Genomic DNA, 26,270 nt, shown 5'->3' with positions numbered 1-26,270 from the left:
GCGAAGAATCCGCCCTAATGGAAGGAAATAATATAACATCATTCGCTCGCTATTAACCGTCATTCTGAGCGATGCTTCGAGCGAAGAATCTGTTCGAATGGAAGACGAAAATTATACCAATTCTTAAACTATAATGGTTCTCAGCCTGAGGCGGATTAGTTTGCAGAATGGTAATGCCGAACTACAATATGTCTAGTCCCCCTTTCTTTTGGACTATTATATATTGAGTTTCGGTATAATTCCGTTGAAATTACTTCAAAAATGTGAGAAGGTGCTACAAGGAATAGATATGGGTGATACAGGATTCGTTGCTTTGGCAGAACATGTAAAGAGCAAATTATGGAGTGGCGATAAAAAACTAATTCGAGGTCTTGAATTGAAAAATTGGAAGCGAGGCATAACAACCGATGATCTATATTTATGTAACTTTTCTATTAAATAAATAATCCGTTCCGCCCTTGCCTACGCTGTTTTGTCAAATCAGTATGGATAAAAAAACACTTTGGAGAACTTGTGGATGGTTTATTAAATGAATAATTTATTTTTGCCACATGAAAAAATGTATGATAATCCTTCCTATACTATTGCTGTTAGGTTTAAAATCATTTGCACAACTTAAAACAGAAAGCATATTTGTATATTTCAAAACCAATAAATCGGAACTGGGAAAAATTGGCAAACAACAGCTTGACAGTATTTGTACAATATTTATTGATTTAAAAATTACCGATATTGACATTTATGGGCATACCGACTATCGTGGCCCCGACAAACTCAATAAAGTACTTTCCGACAAAAGAGTAAATGCAGTTCTCAAATATATAGTTTCAAAAGGAATTGATGTAAAATATATAGAAAAGAAAAAAGGATTTGGAAAAAAAGAACCGAAGTATGATAATAAAACTGTAATAGGTCGTCGCTTAAACCGTAGGGTGGAAATAGTATATAAATATGAAGACAAAGGACTCAAAAAAGAGGTAAACGAATTATCTGTAGAAGTTGTAACAGTTCCACCTCGTGCTAAAGATACGGTAATAGTAGGCCCGAAAGGAACAGTAATATTTATGAAAGATTGTGCCTTTACTCCTATAGATTATAAAGATGTGAAATGGGAGTTTAATGAATTTTTCGATCAAAAATCTATACAGGCAGCAGGAATCAGAACTGTTACGAACGATGGTCGTTGTTTGGTGTCAGGAGGAATGGCATTTATTAAAGCTACCTATAAAGGAAAAGAAATACAACCCAAATGCCCCATAGAAATTGCCTTTCCAACTGCAAGCTTAAACCCCGAAATGCAGTTATTTAATTCGGATACAAATACAACACCTGAGAAAACTACGTGGATCTTAAACAATACACCACTAGAGTTTGACTCAACAGGTATTACAGCCCGCAAAATGCCTATTAAATATACGCCTTCTAAGATGTATTATAGATTTAGTACACCCCGATTAGGCGGACTAAACTGTGATGTCATAAAAGGAGTCTTTGGATTGGTAGGTCGCCATTTATTTAAGTATAAGTCCATGACTTTTAAAGTGCCAAAATCTGCCGACAATAATATAGTAATTAATATCGAAGAAGGCATGCACAATATACAGTCGCAACGTATAGCATCCAATAAATTCTATTTCCCTCCTAGGTGTTTGGATATTGACAAAGTTACTGCAACTTATACTAAGAATGGCGTGAAAATGACTTGTACAAAAGAATTAAATGATATTAAATATAAGAAGTGGAGGAGAATGTATAAGTTCAAAAAGAAATGGTTTGTGCCTGCAAAATAATATTCTTTATTATTGGAAAATAAAAAAGTCATACACAAACACCCACTAGCTATACGTTGGCTGCATTGGATTAATTTTCCTTTATTAGCGGTAATGATATGGAGTGGGCTTCTTATATATTATGCCAATCGTGTATATAAAATAGATATTGGAACAACCACTATCATCAAATTTTTTCCAGAATGGTTTTATGATGCATTAGGTATGCGTCGCAGATTGGCTGAGGGAATGTCCCTGCATTTTACTTTTATGTGGTTATTTCTCATAAATGGGATTATATATTTTTTATATTTAATTTTTTCCAAAGAGTATAAACTTATTTTTCCCCACCGCAAAGCATTGAAAGAAGCATGGCAAGTCTTACTTCACGATTTGCATATCAAAAAAGGATTGCCTCCTCAAAAAAAATATAATGCAGCCCAACGTATTGCATACACGGGTGTTATCATGATGGGATTTCTGATGATAATAACGGGACTCGCTATCTATAAGCCTACACAACTTAATTGGCTTTGTGCAGCTTGTGGAGGTTATGAGGCTGCACATATTGAACATTTTATTATTACCATTTTATTTGCCCTGTTTTTTTTGATACATATTATACAAGTTATTATAGCAGGGTGGAATAATTTTAGAAGTATGATAACAGGGTTTGAAACAAAAAGGTTAAAACCAAAAGAAAATGAAAGAACAAATCTGGAGCAAGAAGAAGATTAGGAATAGGACTATTATATCTTTCCTAGTCTTTTTTGCCATGACAGGCATTGCCTATTTTGCATGGCAATGGTTGTATGCCCAGCCCGAGGTGGATGGAGCACTGAAACCTTTGCGAAAAATGCTGATACAAAACGAGAAAATTTTTAAACCTTTGGTGAGTCAAAACAATTTGGTAAAAACATACCCTGTAGAAAAAGCAGAAAAAAAAGTTCGTGTGAATGGATGGGATGGTATTGAAACACCACTCGACCCAAATTGGAAACTAAGAGTAGTTCGTAAAAGTGGAGATACAGTTTATATAACATTAGATGAAATAAAGAAACTTCCCAAAACAGAAATCGTGTTCGATTTTAAATGTGTGGAGGGGTGGAACCAAATTACCCACTGGGGCGGTGCGAAATTTTCTGACTTTACCAAATATTATAAACTTGATAGTGAAACACAAATGGAATATGTAGGAATGATAACTCCCGACAAACGTTACTATGTAGGAATAGATATGCCAAGTGCTGTTCACCCACAAACAATATTATGCTATGAAATGAATGGGAAAACCCTACCTTTGGACCAAGGTTATCCCCTCAGATTAATTATTCCAGTAAAATATGGGGTGAAACATATTAAACGAATCGGAAGTATATTTTTTAGCAATACACGGCCAGCAGATTTTTGGGCCGAACAAGGGTATGATTATTTTTTAGGATTATAATAAAAAGAAATGAAAAAAGTATTATATATATTATTTATTCAACTTTTTTTGATTACCTATTCAAAAGCTCAATTATTTGAAATGAACTATGGATATTCAATGAATTTATACAAAGGAGAATATAATACGTCCTCAAAATTTAAAGGCTCACAACACAGCGTAGGCGGGCTTTTTACTACACCGAAAAACGCTTTCGGTGCCAGTATTGGTTTTGGTGTGCTTGGTGGACAAAACCAAGATAATACTTCGATGCCAACCGTTGCAAATTTCAAAAATAAGTATCAAGAAATTGCTTTAGTGGATGAATATCATTTAATCAAATTTCACCCTGCTATGATGGGTAGCAGTTTTACACCAGTTATTATACTAAGTGCAGGTGTGCAAAAACTCAATGTTTCTGATAATTGGATTAGCATAAACCCCGATATCCAAAAAGCAAACACTGGTTATAATTATTGGTTTGTTACAGGGGTGGGTTTTAAAATGGCTTTGGGCAGGTTTATTTTCCGTTCAAATTATTCCTATTATATATCTTCAAGCAATTATCTTGATGGGGTAGATATTAATAAAAAACATGATGGCATCAGTAAAATAAATATTGGATTGGGATATATGTTCTCCGCCGGTAGCGATTGTACCCAAAAACGCCTTACTGGGAATTATTTTCAGTGGGGCGATAAATTTTAAATTGCAAACTTAAACTCAGTATGAAAACTATACTAGTCTATCTGCAGCCGCACATATTGCAGACAATATCACCTACCCATACTATCTTTGTTCCTATGTCTCGCATTTCCTTCCTATTATTATATATAATACTTTTCTGTAGCCAATCATTTGCCCAAACGCTGATACCCAATTCAGGTTTTGAAAATTGGCAAGACTATGATACCCTTATGCAAGGCCATCAACTGCCCAGTAAATGGACGGCATTTAAAACCGATACACTCTTCAACAATGGCTACCAAGGTATGGTGCGAAAAAGCAACTATGCGGCAAGGGGGAATTATAGTGTGCAAATGATAGTTGATTCCACAAATAATATGTATACTGAAGAAACTTTGCAAAACACTTTCCCTTTCAAAGGTAGACCAACAAGTTTGCGTTTTTTTACTAGTTTTAGTGAAGAAGGAAACGGTGCCAGTGCTACGGTCATATTTTATGCTTTAGATACCAACGGCAATTGGAAAACAGTAGGCAGTGGGTTCAACTCTTTTGGCTACACTCAAGCAGGTTGGGTAGAGCAAGCATTTAATATTTTATATACTGATACTGTATTGCCCACAAGGTGCCATATCGCTTTCGATTATCCAAGCAATGCAGTAGGTAAAAAAAACATTTCTTTTTATGTGGATGAAATTTCCTTTTCCACCAATACAAATATCTCCGATCCTATCTCCGCAATCCCAAATATCTTCCCTTGCCCTGCTCAGAAAGAGCTGTTTGTTGATTTAAAGTATTCAGCTAGTATTCAAATATTTGATATAATGGGCAAACCAATTTATAAACAGGCATTTTTATCAGGTAAGTCAAATTTGCTTATTGATAACTTGCCTAACGGTATACATTTATTATATATAATGTATGCAAATGGTGAAACTACGATTGATAAAATAATAATAGATCACCCTTAATTTGTACCGTTTTGTTTAGAAATGAAATACTGGATTATAGAATGATTGGGATATTAAAAATGTAATGGATTTACCAAGTGCGGGTCTTATTTTTGCAACAAATTGTTTTTAGTTCAATAGTTTAATTTGTACCCGTGTTAATATGTGTGGATTTTTAGGTGAGGCCAGTAGAGATTTAATTTCAAAAGAATCATTTCTGCAGTTATTGAATTTAAGCATTAAAAGAGGCCCCGACCAGCAAGGATACTGGAATGACAAGAATTGCCAACTTGGTTTTAATAGGTTATCAATTATAGATTTATCGGAGAATGGTAAACAGCCTCTTTCAAGCCCTTCCGGCAAGTTTATTATAATTTTCAACGGAGAAATATACAATTATAAAGAAATTCAAAAAAAATATAATATAGCTGATGAAGATTTACGTTCCTCGTCCGACTCTGAGATATTAGCCCATCTTATTGAGCGAGTTACCCTTGAAGAATTTGCAAATGAACTCAATGGTATGTTTGCAATTAGTATTTATGATATTCAGAATAGTCTTGTTCATTTAATACGTGATTTTGCAGGTATTAAACCTCTATTTTATGGAATTCATAATCACGGTATAATCTTCGGGTCGCAGTTTGATCAAATATTTTGTCATCCACAATTTTCTAATAAAGAACTTAGGCCAGAAATTATGAAAGAATACTTCGGTTTAGGTTATATGCAACCACCGAATACGATTTTTAAAAATATTTTCCAAGTAGAACCTAGCCAGATTGTTACATGGAGTATTGAACAAGCAAAAATCGAATCAAAAACAAAATATTTTTCATGGAATGTTAATCCTAAATTGGACGAAACAAGTAAAGAAGTGGTTGAGCAATTTGAATCTGTTTTTTCCAAGGTCATCAAAAATCAGTTACATGCAGATGTACCTGTGGCAACTTTTTTTAGCGGAGGCATAGATAGTCCCTTAGTTGCAGCTTTGTGCAAACAGCATAATAACGACATACAAGCATACACTATTGGTGTTGATGATGAAAACCATAATGAAAGCGAAGCAGCACAGAAAATGGCTGCTCAGATAAAAATTAAGCAGGTAATAGAAACTATAGATGAAACAGAAATCCTAAATTGCTTAGAATTGCATTTTAAAGGATTATGCGAACCATTCGGAGATTATAGTAGTTTACCCACTTACTTAATTACGAAAAAGGCCAAGGAGTTTGCCACGGTTATGCTTTCAGGCGATGGCGGAGATGAACTTTTTTGGGGATACCCTCGTTTTTTGAAATCATTAGAACATTTGTATTGGTTTAAATGGCCTTTGTTTTTAAGAAAAATAGCGGCTCCAATATTTAGAAAATTCAAAAGAAATATTTCTGTTGGAGTAGAATTGTTTGATAATTTTGAAGACTGGATTATATATAAACAAACACATTTTACGAAGCTGGATAAACTTATGAGCAGTACCCGTTTTTCTGCTGAGATGTATGAAGTTTATAAATTTAAGGGACCTGCCAATAAACAAAACGCACTATTATATTTAAAGAAAAATGAATTTGATGCCCACATGCAGCGAACTCTAAGGAAAGTAGATTTAATGAGCATGGCTAATAGTCTTGAAGTGCGGGTTCCTTTTCTGGACAAAGAAGTTATAGAATTTAGCAATACTATCATTCCAAAATATGGAATTACGCATACAACTGCCAAATTAGTACTTAGGAAATTATTGAATAAGTTTGTGAGCAAAGAACTAATTGATTTGCCCAAAAAAGGATTTTCAATACCAATTGATGTATGGTTGAAAAATGAATTAAAAGAAGATGTAATACATTGTATTTTAAATAAACCATTTTATGGGAGTGAATTTATTGATCAAGGCGTATTGAAAGAGATTGTTTCCGATTTTTATAATGATAAATTTGTGGATTATTGGGGCATTTGGCATCTGTATTCATGGCAAAAATGGGCCGCGAATTATGGTTTGGTTTAATTTTTCTCAAGCATTAATCTCTAATCCTCATACCGCACTAGCCCTTTGCAGATAAGGAAGTACAAAGATGCTTTCCTTCCACTTCTGGCTATACCATTCCGCTCTTGCTTGGCAAAGGCATTTAAAGTCGTATCTTTGCATTTGGTTCATCAAATGTTGCAAGCAAAAATATGCTCTACTGTTTCAATTATAATATATAGCATACGCAACAGGACAAACAGAAATTGATAAAATAATAATTAAACACCCTTTCACCTTCTTATATAATATAAAAATGTGTTTGGGGTGAGGTAAATACCCATTAAATGCAAATAACTTTTTGTGGTGCAGCTCGCCAAGTAACAGGCAGCATGCACCTTCTTACTTTAGACAACGGCTATAAAATTCTCCTCGATTGTGGACTCGACTACGAGCAGCAAAAGAATTTTCATTATAGTCCACCCAACTCTTTTCCCTTCGACCCTGCAAGTATAGATGTAGTGGTGCTTAGCCATGCACATATAGACCATAGCGGCAATTTGCCCAATTTGGTAAGGCAAGGATTTGGAGGTAGAATTATTTGTACCCCTGCCACCGCCGAGCTGTCATATCATCTGTTATTAGACAGTGCCCGCATACAAGACCACGATTATCGCAAAAACCGCCGCAAGAAAATACAAACACCCAAACCTTTATATACTGAGAAAAATGTAAAGCAAACTATTTCTCAGTTTACCACCGTGCCATTTCACAAAGCATACAAGATTGCACCCGGTGTTACTTTAACTTTTGGCATTGCGGGACACTTATTGGGTGCTGCATTTGTGCAACTTAAAATTGAAGAAGGCGGAAAAGAAAAATCAGTGGTATTTACGGGCGATTGGGGACGCCCCGGTGCACCACTGCTCAAAGACCCGGAATCATTGCCGCCTTGTGATGTATTGATTACCGAAAGTACTTATGGAGGCAGAAACCACAGAGCTAATATAGACCCCGAGACCGAACTATTGGAATATGTGACCAGCACTTGCGTAACCCAACGAGGCAAACTTATTATACCTGCATTCTCAGTGGGCCGCACCCAGTCTATTATATATACCTTGAACAAGCTTGCCCGCAAAGGCTTGTTGCCCGATGTGAAAGTATTTGTAGATAGCCCATTGGCTATAAAAAGCACAAATATATATAGCAGCTACCGCAGCGACCTCAATGCCGAAACTGCTGAGTTTGCACATAAGTTCAACGATTTATTTAACTTCCCCAACCTACAACTCATCGCTGATCAATCAGAAAACTTCCTGCTCGATAATTATTTCGAGCCCTGTGTAATAGTCTCTGCTGCAGGTATGGTAGAGGGTGGCCGTATACAAACGCATATAGCCAACCATATATCGAACAACTATGCTACTATATTGATAGCAGGTTTTTGCTCCCCCGGCACACTCGGCCACGATTTGTTGCAAGGCCGCCAAACTATTACCGTAAAAGGCCGCCCCTTGGCAGTATATGCCCGCATAGCCAGCACCGATGCGTTTAGCTCGCACGCCGATGCCGACGGCCTGTGCCATGCCATTTCCGAAAACGCTACCAGCACCCGCAAAACCTGCCTTGTGCATGGCGACGAAGCCAATATGAATGCATTGAGTATATTGTTAAGGAATAATGGGGTGGAGGATATTGTGATTCCAGACAGGGGGGATGTGATTAGTATATAATATTATTGTTGGATTATAATACCAATTCTTAAACTATAATAGTTCGCCGCCTGAATCGGATTAGTTTTTAGAATGGTAATACCGAACGGCAATATGTTTAGTCCCCCTTTTTTGGGACTATTATATATTGAGTGTCGGTATTAAACTGCTTTGAGTTTCCTTTGAATGAGTACGCATATATTTTGTTTATTTATGATTAATTGATGTAAAAACTGTTGGGTTCTAATGGTTTTGGAATTTCCTGTTCGTCTAATAATTGTTTGATGTTTATTTCAATTGTTCTTGCGATTGCAGTTACAGATGTGTCGCTTGGTTTATTGCTGAAGGGGTCTTGCAAATGAGTGGCTGATTTTTCAATCAAGAAAAACATCATAGAAATAACCACCAATAAGGGTATTTCAAAATAGGTATCAACACCTTTCAGAGCAATGGATAAAATAACAACAAACAAATAAATCGCAAAATGTAAAAATAGGCGGTAAGTTGCCGGGAAAACCGTACTTTTAATTCTTTCTGCTTTTCCCATTGCATCGCATAGTCTTATCAAAGTATTATCCAATTGAATTTGTGCAAAAATATCAATTTCATTTTTGGAGTGTAATGTTTTAATTTCTTGTGCATTTTGGTGTAAAATGCCAAGAGGTTTATTATGATGGTTGGTCAAATTTTTTAGATCTTCTTCATTTAAAAAAGGTTCAATATTTTCTAACGGGCTTTGATTTCTTAAAGATTGTCCAAGAGAATAACACCAAGCAATTTGTCGGAATGCAATTTTTTTGATAATAGTTTTATCCGCTGCATATAATTGCAATTGTATTACAAAGCTTCGGCTATCATTTACAATAGCACCCCAAACCTTTCTTGCTTCCCACCATCTGTCGTATGATTGGCTCATTTTAAACGATAACAAAATGGAAATGGCTGTACCCAAAAAGGCCGGAATAGTTAATGGCATTTCGGGGATCATTTTTGCAAAAGTGGTGGTGAGGTAATGTATAAACAAGCCCACAAGTACAACGTAAAGCAAGTCGAATTTCACCTTGTTGAAAATATACGAAATAGGAATTCTTTTATCTAAAAGCATAATGTGATTTTTTAATAACAGTGCAAAGATACAGATACTTTTGAATAAAATAGTAATACTATCATTAATAGTTATAAAATATTTTTAGATATTTTCTGCTTTTGTGCATGGATAAACTAAAATGGATTTTTAAATTGTCGCTCAAGGTATATGAAATCTTATATTTAATTGAGTCCCCTTTTTTTTGGGGACTATTATATTGATTTCGGTATTGCTTAACCTTTGGCATCGCTTGCTATTAAATGTGTGCAACAGGACTGATCAATCCAGATTTAAATTATACAGTTTCGTTGCTTTGTAATGTGCAGCAGGGTTTCGTGCAACATGAGATTCATGTTGGGCATTGCATACCAGATTTTTTTTTATTGTGTGCTATCCGAATCTGTCCTCGGAGCTATGTCCTGTCGAGTTAGCATCAAAGTTTGTAGTAGCGGTTACCATTTTCAGATTGTCCATTGGTCGTGAACGATTCCGATTAAATAGTTTTTGCTGTTATACTTTTTATATACTAACCTTAAACAGCACCAGTCCATGCCGTCAAGTTTTTTGTCAAAGCCCGCGAAATAGCTTTCTGTAAAGTTGCAATTTTTGTAGATAGTTTCAAGATTATTTGAGGAATTGCCAACGCCAATGATTTTGTTCAAACTTGTTTTGTCAGCGTTTAAGAAGTCAGCGGAGTAAACAAACTGCTTAAAATAATTTTCAATTGTCAAAAGGATTTTATCTCCACTGCCGTCATAGCTGCCCCAATTAAATTTGTTTTGTTGTATGGTCTTGTCAAGGAAATTGTTAGTTGTAAACGTTATGTCGGATGTTGTGTCAATGTGTGCATATGGTGAAAACCGTAGTCCTATAGTTGGATGAATAAAATATGAAAGCATTTTATAGTTCTTGCTTTTTAGTATTGTCAAGATTTGTTTTGTCAAAACTAAAAATGTCATGTCGTTGTCAGCCGCAATAATTTTTGTTTGTGAAGTGTCAGAAAAGAAAGTTGCATTTGCTAAGCTGTCTCTTCGCATAGGGTCAGCGTTTATTCCGTCTGCAAATTGTCGCAAGTCAATTTCAACCCAAACTAAACCAATAGTCAGAAGTCCGACTACAATTAAAATTATTTTTGTTCTAAATTTCATCTGTCATTGATGGTTGGAGTTCGCAGTTTCAGCAGTGCTTGCCGCCAACTCAATATAAACGAAACCTACTCTTAGTTCACTGCCGCGGATGGTTGGCAAATATCTGAAAATAATTCTATTGTCAGGTTAGTCGATTTTTTTTTACACGAATTATTTGCGAGGCCGTTTAAACCCTTTAAAACCCTATGTGATAAGTAATTTGTCAATCGTAACTCAAATATTGCGTTTCATTAGTTAGGAGTATCTTTTCGCATGTTTTTATCCCAAACAGGGGAGATTTGACATTTGTTGAATTGAACTTTTCGTCTATTATTTTGTACAGTTCATTTGTTAAACTGTCATCTTCTTTTGCTTTCTTTTGTTTTCTTACATTGTGAGAGTTTTGGTGACTACCTCTAATTGCTATATGGTTATATATTTAGTTTATAGCATTGTAACTATATTTTGTACTTGCATCGTATGTGTAAGGCCGTCATCGAGGAGGGTTTTTCCTCTAAAATCTAACAATATGATATAAATCATGATTTTAATGTGATAAAAATCAGCACTATACGATTATGTAAGAATTGAATGATTGATAAGCCTCATAAAATCAAGTATTTACGTATTTACAAATTTTATGAAACAGTTCATTTGATTTTTGATACTGTTCGGTAAAATATGTTTGCATTACAAAATCACAAAAAATTAATCAATCTCTCAACCTAATAAACAAAAACAAGTAGTTATGAAAAAGATCTACATCAACTCAAAAAAGGTAAACGCATCACTCAAGGTAGTGGTCATGTTTACCGCCCTATGTTTAAGTATAATCACAGCAAATGCACAAAGCGTTGCTAATTATGCATTTACAGCCACCTCAGGAACTTTTACCCCATTAAGCGGTGCTACTTCAGCCACCCTTACAGGTAATCGCGACGAAGGTTATCAAAACAATATCACGCTTCCGTTCGATTTTTGGTACGAAGGAACTCGCATGACAAAAATTGCGATTTCTACCAATGGTTGGGCTTGCTTGGGAAGCAACATTACAAATGCCACTGCAACTAACAATTTAGCTTCAGGTGGTAAAAGACCAGTACTTGCCCCACTTTGGGACGACTTAAATGCCACAGGTGCTACCATGTCTTACGTTTCACAAGGTGCTGCCCCTAATAGGGTTTTTACCTGTGAGTGGAACAACATGAAGTGGAACCGTGCGGCTGCTACGGGTGGTATTTCTTTTCAAATAAAATTATATGAAAGGACAGGAAAAATAGATTTTGTTTACTCACCAGAAGCAGGAAGTTTGAATTTACCTTCAGCTTCAATCGGAATTAGTGGAACCGCAACAGGCAGTGGAAACTTCCTTTCAGTCGATAGTTTTATAGCTTCCCCAAATGTTAGTTCAACTTCTGAAACCAAAACACTAAATGTAAAACCTACTGCAGGTCAAACTTATACCTTTACTCCTGCAGTTCCTATTGGGCCTAGCAATACTACGATTACTTCTATCTCGCAAACAGCTATGGCTTTTCAGTGGGACGATAATGCAATTAACGAAATTGGCTATGTAATATATAGGTCAATTGATAGTGGTGCTACATTTTCGTATTTCACACAACTAGCTGCAAATACTACTTCTTATAACGCAACTTCTTTGGTTGCCGGTTCTGAGTATTACTGGATGGTATACGCTGTGAGCGAAGGTGGACTTTCTGATAGTGAAATAGTAAACGACTATACTTTGAATCCAGGTTCAAAAGTATCTAATGCCGGTTCATGGGACTGGAGCAACGCAAGTGCTTGGACTCCATCGGGCGTGCCAGCAGCCACTGACAGTGTTACTGTACCTGTAGGTTCAACAGTGTCAATGACAACAAATATTACCTGTTTTGCCATAAATGTATTGGGTACCTTGAATTATACTGGTGCAAATAGCAATAGAACCGTTACTGTATTAACGAACGTATTTGTACAAACAGGTGGTGTATTCCAAGCTGCTACTGCTAATGGAACCAAGGCTTTAAGAATTGGAGGGGCAAACGCCACCACCTATGGCCCTGGTAACTTATATGTAGATGGTACTTTTGATATGGACTTGGGAAGCAAAAAACAAATTACTGTATCTTTCTTTGGGAATAATAACAGTGCAATATCTGGTACTGCAAGTGCTACCTGCGATTTCTATGCAATGGTGGTTAATAAAGGTACGAGAAGCTATCGCACATTAGATATTCAAAAAGACATTACCATTACCTCACCCAGTTCAAATGGTCAAAGACTAACAGTTACTGCAGGCAATTTGAAACTTTCATACGCAGTTAACTTAACTCCATACTACGGAAATGCCACTATGTGTAATACCAATGCTACAATCACTTTAAATAATCCTTCAGCCGTTCTTTCAGTTCTTAATCCAGGTACAGCAGGCACAGCAGGTACTGCTACCATTAAAGGAATTTTGAGTATTGATTCAGGTTCATTTAGTTATGGAGATGGTTCAAACAGAATAGATGTGCAGGGTTCATTTAAAATGAAAAGTGGCACTGCCAATATATATGGACAATTGCATTTTAATACAAGTTCTAACTTCACAATGAGTGGTGGAACCATAAATATTGACCCACAGGTAGCAAATGACCTAGGTAATAACAAAGACGTATTCTATCTGCCAGCAACAGCCTCGGCAAGTGTAACCGGTGGTAAAATAATAATTGTTGACCCCAATAATAACAATAGCACCAGAGGTGAGTTTATTGTTGTGACAGGTTCAGGTTCAAAAAATTTAAGCGGCCTTACCTTATATCTAGGCGATGGTGTATCAACTAGTACAGGTGGTAGCACAGGTGGATTTTTAATTTCTATGCCTTCTACGGTTTATATTGATTCTTTGGTAATCGATAATCCTACAGGTAGCAACAGGAGTGTAAATGTTTCGGCTTTAGGGTCTACTACATTTACTGCCAATCATGTAAAGCACATTAAAGGTACTCTTAATTTAAACGGAAATATTTTAATTGCCAGCAACACCTTCAGCAATGGAGATGTGGTAGATGCAACTACTACCAATAGCCACCTTCAAATAGCTGGTACTGTAAGCCAAACACTTGGTGGAACGTTTATTTCTAGTACTATTGACCGTTTAACAATTGCCAATACTGGCGGTGTTACACTGTCGGCCAATTATACAATTAAAAATACTTTGGTATTAACCAGTGGTGTTGTAACCGCAGCTTCAGGTATCACACTTGGTGGTGGTGCAGCCACAGGCTTTAACTACACCCGCACCAATGGCAGTATTAGTGGTACTATTACCCGTAGCTATGGAACCGGTGTACTTAATTTTACATATAACGGTTATTCTGCTCAAACAACTGGAAGCGAATTACCTGCGTCTGCTAGTGCAACAAGTACACTTACCATTGACAACTCTTATGGTGTGATATTGAATCAAGCTTATTCAACTGGTTTGGTTGTGTTGACTCAAGGTGCTTTATCTACTACATCTACCAACTTACTAACTGCCTCATCTACTTCTCAAACGGCGGTAACTACTACTACTGGTTATGTGAGTGGCCCATTGAAGCGTGCTATACCTTCTGGTGCCTCTAATCAAACTTTCTCTTTCCCAGTGGGTAAATCAGCTCTTAAATCAATTGATCTTTATAGAATTACTACTGGAGGTTCTGGAACAGGTTACTTTACTATGGAAGCATTCGATACAGCTACCGGTGGTTCAGCAGGAACTAATTTAAGTAATATCAGTACCAATCGCTACTGGCGTGGTCAAGCAGCATTGGGTACAGTAACACTTACCCAAACTCAGGTGAGCATTACCGAAAGCGGCATCAGCAATGCAAAAGCAATTGGTTTCTCTAGTACTTTAACAGGTGCTTATAACAGTATTGGTGGTGGTTTCAATAACCCTACATTAACTTCAAATGCAGTTACCAATGCAAACGGATATTTTGTAATAGGCGATAAAGCTGCATTGGCTGGAGGTACATATACAATTGGTTCTACAGGTACTTATACTAACTTGACTGCTGTTTCTAACGAGCTTAATATGAAAGCAATCACGGGCAATGTAATATTTGAATTACTTTCAACTTACAGCAGTGCTGGTGAAACTTTCCCAATCAATTTCTTTGAAATTTCATCATCAGGCGGATCTTATTCAGCAACCATTAGGGTTAAAGCTGGTGCTGGCAGTATTACTACTTCTGGTAACCCAGGTTCAACAGGTTCCTTGGTTATTTTGAACGGTGCCAACAATCTTATTTTGGATGGTCGCCAAGGTGGAACAGGTTCTACCCGTAGCTGGACTTTGCAAAATACCCGTACCACAAACACGATGGGTCCTGTATTTACATTTATGAACGATGCCAATGGCGATACATTGAAGTATTTGAACATTGAAGCAAGAAACCCCCAAGCTGCTAGTGGCGTTATAGTTTTTAGTACTACTACTGAAACAAATGGTAACGATAATAACAGTATCGAAAATTGCAAAATAGATGGCTATTCTAGTTCTTACCCAGTTAATAATATATATAATGCTGGAACTGTTGGAGCAGATAATACGAGCAACAATATTAGCAATTGCGAACTTGCCAATGCTACTACCACAGCAATCTTGCTAGGTGCTACAGGTCTTGGTGATTCTTGGACTATAACTGGAAACAGTATATATAATACACAAACATGTACGCTTAACCAAACACCAATCAGTATCCTTGGCGGATATGGACATACCATTGCCAATAACTACATTGGTGGTAAAAGTGCAAACTGCGGTGGAAGTGCATGGGCGAATAGCAAAAGTAGTCTTACCTTTACAGGTATAGCTATCACTACTGGCTCGTACCCTGCTGCTAATATTTATGGTAATTATATCTCTAATTTTAGCTGTACTGGCGGGGGCACTACAAACTTTACGGGTATTGCCAATACTTATGGCCTTGCTTACATAGGAACCTCAGGTGCAAATGTAATAGGAGATGCAAGCAATGCTAACTCAATAAGCATTAGTGCAACAGGCGGGCAATTTATAGGCATATCTGTTTTGAATTCAAATGCCAATACTACAATAGAAAATAATATTATTGCTAATATCACTAACGATGCTGCTGGAGGATCATACGACTTAAGAGGTATATACTCAACAGGTGCTCATTTATACAAGAACAGAATGTTTAGCATAGGTAATAGCGTAGCTGGTGTATCGCCTTCGATATATGGTATCTATAACAATAATGTGAACGGTGTGGCTTATCAAATATCTAATAACCGTATCAGTTTGAACGGAGGTAGTTCTAGTAACCCACTGGTATATGGTATGTACGACAACTCAACAGCTAGTAGCCAAACATATTTCTACCATAATACAGTATATATTTATGGTGGTACAACTACAACCAACAAAACTTACTGCTTTTATATACAACAAGCAAATCCATATTTATTGCGTAACAATATATTGTATAACAACCGCGATACTAACACAGTATTCCATTACGCTATTGCCAATGGCAATGCAAGCCCATCAACTGGCTGGACAAGTACCGCATCAAATTACAATTTGATATACTCTAAACGCACAGCTTGCTTAGGTCTTTGGGGTTCTACCAACTGTAACCTAACTACATTTAGAAGCAACTCAAGTGGAGATGCAAATAGCTACCAAGCTCAACCCATCTTTACTTCAATAACCGATTTGCATATAGACAGCAACTACGGTTGTTTGGTAAACGCCCGTGGTACTGCTGTGGCTGCTGTAACAACAGATATTGATGGCAATACACGCCATGCCTCTACTCCCGATGCTGGTGCCGACGAATTGAGCGTTCCTAACGGTCAATGGTATGGATGGACTAACAATAGCTGGTCAGGTAACACCAACTGGTGTGGCCTTACAGTACCCGATAGCACAACTGATATTGAAATAGATGCCGCTGCTCCTACACAACCCCGTGTTACTTCAGGAACAGTATCATGCCGCAACTTGCAAATTAATGCTTTTGCCTCGGTAGCTTTGAATGGTGGTAACCTTAATTTATATGGTAACTTGGTTCAAAATGGTAATTTGTATGATACTGCTGGATACCTTGTATGTAGAGGTGTATCGAACCACACTTTGGATAATTTGCACTCACGTTTTGTAGAAATGAATACTACAGGAACCACTACACTTCTCTCAAATGCAACTATATCTGATACTTTGAAATTGACGGCAGGTAAACTAACATTAGGCAATTACAATTTGACCATTAGCAACGGCGGTGCATTCGCAGGCGGAGGTTCAAGTAGCTATATTGCTACTAAGAATGATGCAACTACTGGTGGTTATCTTATTATGGCCATCGACAATGCTTCTACAGCAGTTGTGTTCCCAGTGGGAACTACAACCTATACTCCTGCACGTTTAGTAAATAGTGGTACCAGTAATGGTAACTTCAGAGTACGTGTATTTAACGGTGTATTGGCAAATGGTACCTCGGGTGGTAATATCAACAATCTTAACCACTGTGTAAACCGCACTTGGTTAGTAGAAAATGTTGCTGCTGGTACTTATAATGTTGCTGTGCGTTTATATTGGAATGGTGCCGATGAAAATGCTAACTTCTCTCGCGGATATTGCGGTATTGGACACTATACAAGTGGTGCCTGGGAAAGACAAATATTGCCAGATGCGGCTATTGCTAGCGGTAGCCTTTGGTTTATCCAACGTAATGGCTTTACCGCGTTTTCTCCTTTTGGAGTAGGTGATAGCTTGACCCCACTTCCCGTAAAAATGCTTTATTTCAATGCTAAAATTGCAGGTAAAAATGAAGTAAAACTTGACTGGGCTACAGTAACAGAAGTAAATAATGACCGCTTCGAAATACAACGTAGTACCGATGGTAAAAACTGGATGCGTGTAGGTGATGTAAATGGTAATGGTAATACAAATTACAAAATTGACTATACCTTTAATGATAATGATGTAGAATTGAACAATAGTGTATACTATCGCCTCGAGCAATTCGACTTTAATGGTCGCAGCGAATATAGCAAAGTGCAAGTGGTGAACATGCATAACCAAACCGAAAAAGGCAAGGTGGTAGCTAACGTTAACACTATGTTTAATAACCAAATTAGAATCAATATGAGCCAATTAGCTCAAATGCACATTAGCTTGATAGATATGTCAGGAAAAGAAGTAATGACCCCGCAAAATGTGTCCGTACAGGAAGGACAAAGCTTAACTATAGATAACTTGGGCCACTTGCCTACTGGTATGTATATGTTACAACTTAATGTGGATGGCATTACTACTACTTACAAGTTAATGAAAAATAGTTTATAAGGTTAGAGAATGGTTTGATTAACCAGAAGAAAGCCCTGCACAAGCGGGGCTTTTCTTTTTTTTATAAGTTAAGAAGAAATTATACCAATTCTTAAACTAAAATAGTTCTCCGCCTGTGGCGGATTTAGTTTTTAGAATGTTATACCAATTCTTAACCTATAATAGTTCTCCGCCTGTGGCGGATTGGTTTGTAGAATGGTAATGCCGAACTACAATACATTTAGTCCCTTTCTTTTGGACTATTATATATTGAGTTTCGGTATTAGAGCATCTCAGATATTATTTAGCACCATCTGGTATCAAGCTGACGATAAAATAAAATGTCACCTATGTCTTACATGTGTGTAATTCTGTTCAAATCAAGCAATTTTACAAAAGGATTTGTATTAGTAATCAATGCTTTAAATTTATGTTAAAAAGAAATAAGCATGTAATAAAATGTGAAATTATAGAAATAAGGTAGAATGATAATTTCTCAACTTTGTAACAAGGAATTTAACTAAAACTACCATGAAAAACTTTCTACTCTCTACTTTTATTCTATTATGTGTTCAATTGAATACAACTAAGGCAGGTTCAACTTTACAATCCGTAAATCTGGCTTCTTTCGATGCTAAATTGAATTCAAGTGCAATTGCAATTTCTTGGTCTACTACCAGCGAAGTAAACAATGACCGTTTCGAAGTAGAACGCAGTACTGATGGTATTAGTTGGATGCGTGTTGGCGAAGTACGCGGAAGTGGCAACACTAATCAAAAAATAGATTATAGCTTCAACGATAACGATATTGAATTACTCAAAGGTAAAGTGTATTATCGTTTAGAGCAATTCGACTTTAGTGGCCGCAGCAAATGCAGCAATATTGAAACCGTAAATATCACCAAAAATTATGGTGGATCTGCACCTACAGTTAATAGCAATTTTACCAACCAGATAAAAATTAATATGAAAGTATTAGCTCAGCTCAATATTAAATTAATTGATATGGAAGGTAAAGAAATAATTATTCCTCAAAGTATTCCTGTAGTAGAAGGTCAAACAATTAGTATTGACAATTTGGAGCACTTGAAAGTAGGTATATACATTCTACAATTAAATATAGATGGAGAAACAACAAGCTATAAATTATTTAAAAGCGGACTATAAGCTATAAGATATTTTGAAACCAATTAAACGAAAGAAGGGCCTTGCGAAAGCAGGGCTTTTTTTTATAATATTTATTGACCAAATATCGATTTCAATATTTCTGCAGTAGCAGGCATACTGCTGCTTATATCTTCTTCGCCCATCGTTTCCATTTCTTCCGATTTATTGTATTTATATAATGCCCATTCGCCTTCGCTGTACTCAAGTGATGTTAAATTTTCAATCCAATCACCGCTGTTCAAATATACTATTTTGTCCTTTTTCGATATAATAGGTTTGTGTATATGTCCGCAAAACACCGCATCAAAGCCTTTGTCGGTAGCTGTTTTTATAGCTAGATCCTCGAATGAGCCTATATATTTCATTGCGGTTTTAAAGTTGTCTTTCACTTTTTTTGAAAGTGAGAATTTCTCTTTGCCTAGCAATACTGAAACAAAGTTTATCAATCTGTTGAGCAAAATTAATAAATCGTAACTGTAACCTCCCAGCTTGGCCAACCACTTCGAATGGTTTATAGAAAAGTCGAACACGTCGCCATGAAAGAAGATTATTTTTTTACCATCAAGCAGCATCTCCAGCTTGTTGCGTATAAAAATATTTCCAAGATTCATATCGCAATATTTCCGTAAGATCTCATCATGGTTGCCTGTTAAATAATATATAGTTGTTCCTTCTGTGGAAAGTTTCAATAATCTTTTCAAAACTTTTGTATGGCTCTGTGGCCAGTACCATTTGCTCAGTTGCCAAAAATCAATAATATCGCCGTTTAATATTAAAATACCAGGGTCAATAGTTTTTAGATAGCGGTTCAGTTCTTTGGCATGGCAGCCAAATGTACCCAGATGAACATCTGAAATCACTACAATTTCTACTAGTCTTTTTTGTTGTTTGTACATTGCTATAATTTCGCAATGCAATTTCCTTATTTTATATTATCAAAAACTATGTTTTGAAATATGAAATTGTAATAATTTTATCAACTTATCGTAAACACTCTTTATATAAATCTCCACTCTTGAAACACCCAATCAAACTTTATACTCCCTAACTTGCCAGCAGCGATACAAAATTTATAGCTGCCATGTCAAGACCATGCAATTTAAAAAAAATCTAATTGAGGTATGGCGAGACAAATTTTATTATATAATGCTTCTCTATCCGATGCAAATTGGGTTCTTATTTTTTCGATTTGATGAAATTCTCTTGAGCCAATCCCATCGGCATCCATGGCCTTTTTTAGATGCTCTATCATAATTTGGCAATCGTGCCATTTACCCATCAATTTAGGCAAAATATCTTTCTTGGCTAGGGATTTATTTCGATTGGATTTTTCGAGTATTTTCTCGGTATAATGAATTTTTTTTAGTTGTTTTCTCAGTTCGTGAATTTGTGTCGCTTGTATATTTCCTTGGCTTATAAGTTTTCTAATTTGCATGCTTTTGTTCTCCAAGTACGCCTCCGCCTTTTCTTTATTTACCTTTTGTAGAGCGGGCTTAATGTCATGGAATGTGCTTGTTACGCCAGAAAGAAATGTTTTATTGATGAGTGAAAAAAAGATCCGTCTTTCTATCAATCGCCGCTGCTTTAAGTTATCTTTATATTTTTGAAGTGTGGTATGATGCAAATGTTTTTTTAGCAATGCTTCTTCAATTTGTAGTTCCCTCACTTTCCCTGCCTGCCTAAAAATTAATTTGAATGGTGCAAATGTTTTATTTCGTTTAAAACCTTTTGAACAAAAATTGAGTAATTCAAAAAAAGCATCCAACTTTTTTAGTTCAACTCGCAAAATATGGAAGGTGCTTGGTGTATATAGGCTTTTAGGCTTTTCGAACACTAAGTTTAAAGCATCTTGGCGGGCTTTTATATATTTGGTATATCTTTTCATTTTCTGAAAATATATGATATACAAAAATAGACAAAAAATATAATATGTTGTTAAGATATTATTGTTTAAACCGTAACTCAATATATAATACCAATTCTTAAACTAAAATAGTTCTCCGCCTGTGGCGGATTTAGTTTGTAGAATGGTAATGCCGAACTACATCCCGAATGCCCCGCTTAATCCCGATAATTATCGGTATGCGGGGGAATTAGTCCCTTTCTTTTTAGACTATTATATATTGAGTGTCGGTATAATAGTGTTGGAAGGACGAACTTAAACAGAGAGGAATAGTGGGGCAGATATATAGATGAACCATAACTAACGGTTTGTGGTTGGTGAAAACACACAACCATGGGTAGTTAGGTTTTGGATTATGGTTCAACTATATATCTGCCAATAGATGTAAGGGTTCAAATTATCTTATGATATCAGCTTCACAATGACCCTAATTAGTCACCTGAAATAATGTATATACGGTTCAGATATATTATAGTCTTTTAGCTGCAGTTTATTGTCAATTATTGTATAAGTTGCTCCTTGGTTTTGTATATACAATTTGTTTACGGGACTGTAATTATTTAGCTTAATTACTTTTTGGTTATCGATGGTTGAAGTTTGAAATGTTCCCGATGCCTTTATTTGACCATTGAGTTGTACATTATAAATCATATCCGACATTAAATTAAGTATCACAGTCGAATCGAGCGAGGGAGCAATGCTGTCATGCCCGCTAAAACCACCAACACTGTTCTGCCATTGCCATTTTTTGTATAAGTTATTGGTAGCATTGTCTTTTTTGCAAGAAAAAAAGAGAATAGCACAAGTTAGAATAAGCAATAATTGTTTCATAAATATGTTGTTTATAGAGGAACATTTTTTTGATGATATATGTTGCGTGCCGTTTTAACATTTGGAAGGTTCTAAACTTTCCAAATGTTAAAAATCTAAATACTTTAGAGAATTTGTAAGAGAAAATCTGCTGTAAAACTAAACTATTTAAAACAATGAAACTACTTCTTGATAACCTCGGCGAAAAGTTTATCATACAAAGGTTTTACTTTGTCCCATTCAAACTGCTCGGCATCGTGGCGGGCAGTTTGGCAGATGGCTTTTACTTTCTCTTGGTTGTTCAATATGTATTCTATCTTCTCAACAAACGCATCCTTATCGCCCACGGGAACCAAGAAACCATTTTCGCCTTCACGAATAAAATATTTGTTGCCACCTATCGCTGTAGAAATAACAGGCAGACCCAAAGCCATCGCCTCGGTAACTGTAAGTGGCTGGTTGTCGACATTGGTAGTATTGATAAATATATCATAGTTTTTCGATTCCCCCCGCCACTCATCTTTGTTCATTTTACCTGTGAGGGTAATGGCATCACGCACATTCAGCTTAATGGCTTGTTCCTCTATCTGCTTCTTCGACCCATCTTTATCAGGGCCAATCATGCAAAGACTTACGTTTTTATATTTCTGCTTAAGAGTATGTAATATATCAACAGCCAAAACTGGATTATATACTTCGTGAAGCGAACGTACCCAAAGTAGTTTCAATTCAAATTTATCCCTTTTGTAAAACTCGTAGTTGTTCACGTCCAAATAGTTTGGGATATAGGTAACTGCAAAATTTTTGCTCTTTAATATATCCTCCATAAAATGGGATGGGCTAAGATTGGCTGCTGAGTTTTTCAATATCCACCGTGCGATTCTGGGGTTGCGTTTTAACCGATCTTCAAACATGCCACCACGAATAATGGGTATATAAGGTATACGGTTAATGCGGCACATTAATGCCACACCAAAAGCAAACCAAAATGCTTGTGTGCTAAATGAGTCTACCATTACCACTTTCACTTTGTGAGAGTATTTGAACACTGACCAACACATGGCTATCATCCTCAAATACTTATTTTTTTGGTCAGAGCTTTTATAAACCTTATAGGTTTCGCCCAACTTGTCCGATAAGAACTCATTGAATGTTGGCGTGGTGCCGTGTTTTGATATATAGTTCCCTACATAGAGAATCATTTATAGGATAGGATAAAAAAGTTTGCATCAAAGGTAAGTGCTTTATGACATTTAGTAAAATGTAAAAGTGTTGTTTATTGATAGTAAGGGTTATAATAAACTTTACATTTGTTTTGAACATCATAAAATGGGGGATAGATTTGGTTTAATTTTGCAACCCAATGAGCAAAGTAATTCAACATTTGCCCGCCGTGTTATTATTAGCCGACGGGACCACCTTTAAAGGATTCGCCATTGGCAAAACCGGCACTACCACAGGCGAGATATGTTTCAATACCAGTATGACTGGTTATCAGGAAATATTTACCGACCCCAGTTATTACAAACAAATTTTGGTAAGCACTAATGTGCATGTGGGTAATTATGGGATAGCTGATAAGGAGATAGAGAGCGATACAATTAAGATTGCTGGACTGGTATGCCGTAACTTTAATATACCGTACGCACGCAAATTGGCCGATCAAAATATACAGGACTATTTTGCCGATAATAATTTGGTCGGCATTAGTGGTATTGATACACGATCGTTGGTTAACTATATCAGAAACAAAGGTGCGATGAATGCCATTATTAGTAGTGAGGAAAGTGATGCCAACAAACTGATGGAACAGTTAAAAGCTGTGCCCGATATGAATGGACTTGAGTTGTCGAGCATGGTTACTACCAGCAAACCATATTTTGTGGGCGATGAAACATCAAATATGCGTATAGCTTTGCTCGATTTGGGAGTAAAACAAAACATTATTCGTTCGCTCACAAGCCGTGGTTGCTATGTGGGTGTATTTCCTGCAAAGACTTCTTTTGAAGAAATGATGAAGTGGAATCCCAAGGGTTTTCAAATATCGAATGGTCCTGGCGATCCTTCGGCAATGCCTTATGCGGTGAAAACAGTGAAACAAATATTGAGTGCAGGAATTCCCTTATTCGGGATTTGTTTGGGCCATCAAATATTGGCCGAAGCAGCAGGTGTTAAGACATTTAAAATGTTCAATGGGCACAGGGGAGGCAACCATCCAGTAAAGAATATAGAAACTGGAAAATGTGAGATTACTTCTCAAAACCACGGTTTCTCTGTGATAGCAGAAGATGTGGCGGCAAACGACAATATTAAAGTGACGCATGTAAACCTTAACGACCACACTATTGAAGGTATTCGTTTGGTCAATAACAAAGCATTTAGTGTGCAGTATCATCCCGAGGCTAATCCGGGACCTCATGATAGCAGGTATCTGTTTGATGATTTTGTGACGATGGTTCAGGGTACTTTTTAACATATTTGTCATGACGAAGTAAGAGACATGTTCTTCTTCCCAAACCGTGCACTAACATTTAAACATTGTAAATCCCACCTTCGTCGGGATGATAAAGGGTTAATTTACTGGCACCCCTTGGCTTAACCCATTTTTATAATGGTAACTCCATTTGTTCACCCCATCAAGCGAAGGTAAGTCGATATTGACAATGGTATCGCCAACAATGCTAACTTCTAGTTTTCCCATCTTTCCCAAATTGCCGCTGCTGCTTAGGAAATGGTGCTTTACTTTTATATATTCGTTGGTAGCTTTTTCTTTCAGCACACACATGCTCACCACGGGTTGGCAACCATCGCACACGTAGTCGGTGGGAGCAGTTGCGAATAGTTTGATTAATATTTTCTTCTGGTTCAATGTATATAAACCTTTGATGGGGAAAGAAGTGAGCGTGTCGTTAAAATCGTTGCTGCCAAATGAAGCCAATACCGTTGAATCGTAAGCATGCCAAACCGCAGCACCTTTTTTTTCGCTATAGTTTTTGAACGTAAACTCCGTAAGAGCCCTCTCTACTGCAGCTTCTTTGCTAGGCTCAAAACTAATGGTGACCGACTCGGTTACTTTTTCCTTATTGCAAGTGCAGGAATATATACAAATGGAACTGAGGGCAAGCAGTGATATGAGATATCCGCTGCGGCGGATTAATTTTTGCAGAACGAACATTATAATAGATTTTTGTGTTTAATTTTGCAAAAGTAATTACAGATATCAATATGGACACAGATACAATTAAAAAAGCTCCTGTTATTATTACCGAAGGAGCTATAGAACAGTTAAATAAACTGAAATCAGAAAATAAAGTAGGCGAAGACCAAGGTTTACGAATTGGTGTGAAAGGCGGCGGATGCAGTGGCATGAGCTACCTTTTAGCCTTCGATCAACAAACCGCTGCCGATACCATATATGAAATGGCCGGACTAAAAGTATTGATGGACCGCAGCCACGAAATGTATGTAATAGGCATGGAGATAGACTGGCAAGATGGATTGAATTCACGCGGTTTCACTTTTACCAACCCCAATGCAAAGAGCACTTGCGGTTGTGGCACTTCATTCTCTGCATAAGTATTTTATATGAAAATTACAGACGAAACCATCGACAAACTAGCCCACTTGGCTAGGCTCGAATTTAATGGAGTCGATAAAGAAAATATAAAAAAAGACTTAAGCCAAATAACTGCCTTCTGCGAAAAGCTAAATGAAATAGATACCACAGGTGTGGAACCACTTATATATATGAGTGATGAAACGAATGTATTGCGTGAGGATATTATTATTGAAGAAATAAGCCATGTCGAAGCACTAAAGAACGCCCCCAAAAAGGACAGTGACTACTTTAGAGTTCCTAAGTTTTTGGAGAAGTAGGGTAGAGATATAGGATTTGGTCCGCCGCCGGCTGATGGGGTTTGGAGCCATACGGCTGATGGGGCTATTCGGCTATTATATAGTTTTCTTGTTATAGCGTTGCTCTGTAGCCAAGCAATATTCCAAAACTGTTAAAGGGTAAGGCAATTTGATTATATTTTGCGGATTTGCAGTGCTCACAGTTTTATGATAGTATGCTGTTGTCTTTGAATTGCCGGGATAGGTTTCTCTGAGTTCTAGTTTTGAAGGCCTATAAGTAAGAGCGTTATTTTGTAATTCTGCAAATACAAATCCTTTTGAGTTTACTTTAAATTCATAACCAATTCCCGATTTAATACCTATAGCAATATTTCGGGTCATTACTTCCACATGCTCCCATATTCTTGAGCCCCAGAAATTAGTTTCAAATGTAGTTCTCGTTGCTTTGCATACTGCTAATATAGGACCAGTATATATATATATATAT

Annotated in this window: 21 protein-coding genes; 13 read left to right on the top strand and 8 right to left on the bottom strand. The window is 36.7% G+C overall.

The annotated features are described in order from the left end of the window. Positions 1–551 precede the first annotated feature (551 nt). The 7 genes from SGJ10_02645 to SGJ10_02615 all read left to right on the top strand — a co-directional run bounded on the left by SGJ10_02645 (position 552) and on the right by SGJ10_02615 (position 8,525). Positions 552–1,790 carry an OmpA family protein gene (locus SGJ10_02645; protein MDZ4757025.1) on the top strand — a complete coding sequence of 413 codons (1,239 nt, stop codon included), beginning with the start codon at positions 552–554 and terminating at the stop codon, positions 1,788–1,790. 12 nt (positions 1,791–1,802) lie between these two features. After that, the gene (locus tag SGJ10_02640; GenBank protein ID MDZ4757024.1) at positions 1,803–2,507 is read left to right on the top strand and encodes a cytochrome b/b6 domain-containing protein; all 705 of its coding nucleotides are present in this window, start codon (positions 1,803–1,805) and stop codon (positions 2,505–2,507) included. Further along, a complete protein-coding gene (locus SGJ10_02635; protein MDZ4757023.1) occupies positions 2,473–3,216 on the top strand; it encodes a molybdopterin-dependent oxidoreductase in 744 nt (247 codons plus the stop codon). Before SGJ10_02640 ends, SGJ10_02635 begins: the two co-directional genes overlap by 35 nt. 9 nt (positions 3,217–3,225) lie before the next feature. Further along, positions 3,226–3,903 carry a hypothetical protein gene (locus SGJ10_02630; GenBank protein ID MDZ4757022.1) on the top strand — a complete coding sequence of 226 codons (678 nt, stop codon included), beginning with the start codon at positions 3,226–3,228 and terminating at the stop codon, positions 3,901–3,903. A 95-nt stretch (positions 3,904–3,998) separates the two neighbouring features. Beyond that, positions 3,999–4,850, top strand: coding sequence for a T9SS type A sorting domain-containing protein (locus SGJ10_02625; GenBank protein MDZ4757021.1), 852 nt, complete (start codon positions 3,999–4,001; stop codon positions 4,848–4,850). Between the two features lie 142 nt (positions 4,851–4,992). Next, the gene (asnB, locus tag SGJ10_02620; protein ID MDZ4757020.1) at positions 4,993–6,831 is read left to right on the top strand and encodes an asparagine synthase (glutamine-hydrolyzing); all 1,839 of its coding nucleotides are present in this window, start codon (positions 4,993–4,995) and stop codon (positions 6,829–6,831) included. 305 nt (positions 6,832–7,136) lie between these two features. Beyond that, positions 7,137–8,525, top strand: a complete 1,389-nt coding sequence (locus SGJ10_02615; protein ID MDZ4757019.1) for an MBL fold metallo-hydrolase — start codon at positions 7,137–7,139, stop codon at positions 8,523–8,525. Between the two features lie 196 nt (positions 8,526–8,721). Here the strand turns inward: SGJ10_02615 and SGJ10_02610 are convergent, their stop codons facing one another. Both SGJ10_02610 and SGJ10_02605 read right to left on the bottom strand, forming a co-directional pair. Further along, positions 8,722–9,609: a bestrophin family ion channel gene (locus SGJ10_02610; GenBank protein MDZ4757018.1), complete on the bottom strand. Its 888-nt coding sequence runs from the start codon at positions 9,607–9,609 to the stop codon at positions 8,722–8,724. Positions 9,610–10,052: 443 nt separating this feature from the next. Next, on the bottom strand, positions 10,053–10,739 hold the full coding sequence (locus SGJ10_02605; GenBank protein ID MDZ4757017.1) for a hypothetical protein: 687 nt from the start codon (positions 10,737–10,739) through the stop codon (positions 10,053–10,055). A gap of 727 nt (positions 10,740–11,466) precedes the next feature. On the opposite strand from SGJ10_02605, the gene SGJ10_02600 reads away from it, so the two are divergent. Then, the gene (locus SGJ10_02600; protein MDZ4757016.1) at positions 11,467–18,069 is read left to right on the top strand and encodes a T9SS type A sorting domain-containing protein; all 6,603 of its coding nucleotides are present in this window, start codon (positions 11,467–11,469) and stop codon (positions 18,067–18,069) included. Between the two features lie 510 nt (positions 18,070–18,579). After that, on the top strand, positions 18,580–19,215 hold the full coding sequence (locus SGJ10_02595; GenBank protein ID MDZ4757015.1) for a T9SS type A sorting domain-containing protein: 636 nt from the start codon (positions 18,580–18,582) through the stop codon (positions 19,213–19,215). 71 nt (positions 19,216–19,286) lie between these two features. Here SGJ10_02595 and SGJ10_02590 read toward each other — a convergent pair whose 3' ends face one another. Together SGJ10_02590 and SGJ10_02585 are read right to left on the bottom strand one after the other, a co-directional pair. Beyond that, on the bottom strand, positions 19,287–20,111 hold the full coding sequence (locus SGJ10_02590; GenBank protein ID MDZ4757014.1) for a UDP-2,3-diacylglucosamine diphosphatase: 825 nt from the start codon (positions 20,109–20,111) through the stop codon (positions 19,287–19,289). A 203-nt stretch (positions 20,112–20,314) separates the two neighbouring features. After that, positions 20,315–21,100 carry a CHAD domain-containing protein gene (locus SGJ10_02585; GenBank protein MDZ4757013.1) on the bottom strand — a complete coding sequence of 262 codons (786 nt, stop codon included), beginning with the start codon at positions 21,098–21,100 and terminating at the stop codon, positions 20,315–20,317. 148 nt (positions 21,101–21,248) lie between these two features. On the opposite strand from SGJ10_02585, the gene SGJ10_02580 reads away from it, so the two are divergent. Then, positions 21,249–21,377: a hypothetical protein gene (locus tag SGJ10_02580; GenBank protein MDZ4757012.1), complete on the top strand. Its 129-nt coding sequence runs from the start codon at positions 21,249–21,251 to the stop codon at positions 21,375–21,377. A gap of 176 nt (positions 21,378–21,553) precedes the next feature. Here the strand turns inward: SGJ10_02580 and SGJ10_02575 are convergent, their stop codons facing one another. Next, positions 21,554–21,949, bottom strand: coding sequence for a hypothetical protein (locus SGJ10_02575; protein ID MDZ4757011.1), 396 nt, complete (start codon positions 21,947–21,949; stop codon positions 21,554–21,556). A 161-nt stretch (positions 21,950–22,110) separates the two neighbouring features. Then, entirely contained in the window at positions 22,111–23,130 is a 1,020-nt protein-coding gene (locus tag SGJ10_02570) for a glycosyltransferase family 4 protein (protein MDZ4757010.1), read from the bottom strand. A gap of 161 nt (positions 23,131–23,291) precedes the next feature. Between SGJ10_02570 and carA the strand changes: the two genes are divergently transcribed. Next, the gene (gene carA, locus SGJ10_02565; protein MDZ4757009.1) at positions 23,292–24,401 is read left to right on the top strand and encodes a glutamine-hydrolyzing carbamoyl-phosphate synthase small subunit; all 1,110 of its coding nucleotides are present in this window, start codon (positions 23,292–23,294) and stop codon (positions 24,399–24,401) included. 99 nt (positions 24,402–24,500) lie between these two features. Here the strand turns inward: carA and SGJ10_02560 are convergent, their stop codons facing one another. Further along, the gene (locus tag SGJ10_02560) at positions 24,501–25,103 is read right to left on the bottom strand and encodes a hypothetical protein (protein MDZ4757008.1); all 603 of its coding nucleotides are present in this window, start codon (positions 25,101–25,103) and stop codon (positions 24,501–24,503) included. A 50-nt stretch (positions 25,104–25,153) separates the two neighbouring features. Between SGJ10_02560 and SGJ10_02555 the strand changes: the two genes are divergently transcribed. Both SGJ10_02555 and gatC read left to right on the top strand, forming a co-directional pair. Further along, complete coding sequence (locus tag SGJ10_02555) at positions 25,154–25,504, top strand: iron-sulfur cluster assembly accessory protein (GenBank protein ID MDZ4757007.1); 351 nt, start codon at positions 25,154–25,156, stop codon at positions 25,502–25,504. 9 nt (positions 25,505–25,513) lie between these two features. Beyond that, positions 25,514–25,804, top strand: coding sequence for an Asp-tRNA(Asn)/Glu-tRNA(Gln) amidotransferase subunit GatC (gatC, locus tag SGJ10_02550; GenBank protein MDZ4757006.1), 291 nt, complete (start codon positions 25,514–25,516; stop codon positions 25,802–25,804). A 75-nt stretch (positions 25,805–25,879) separates the two neighbouring features. On the opposite strand, the gene SGJ10_02545 is transcribed toward gatC, so the two are convergent. After that, positions 25,880–26,270: hypothetical protein (locus SGJ10_02545; GenBank protein ID MDZ4757005.1), on the bottom strand; the 391-nt coding region annotated here is incomplete at its 5' end.

This window comes from Bacteroidota bacterium (assembly GCA_034439655.1).
Lineage (GTDB): Bacteria > Bacteroidota > Bacteroidia > UKL13-3 > UKL13-3 > CANJUD01.
Note: the sequence above shows the minus strand (reverse complement) of the source record. Positions and strands in the feature narration are given on the sequence as shown.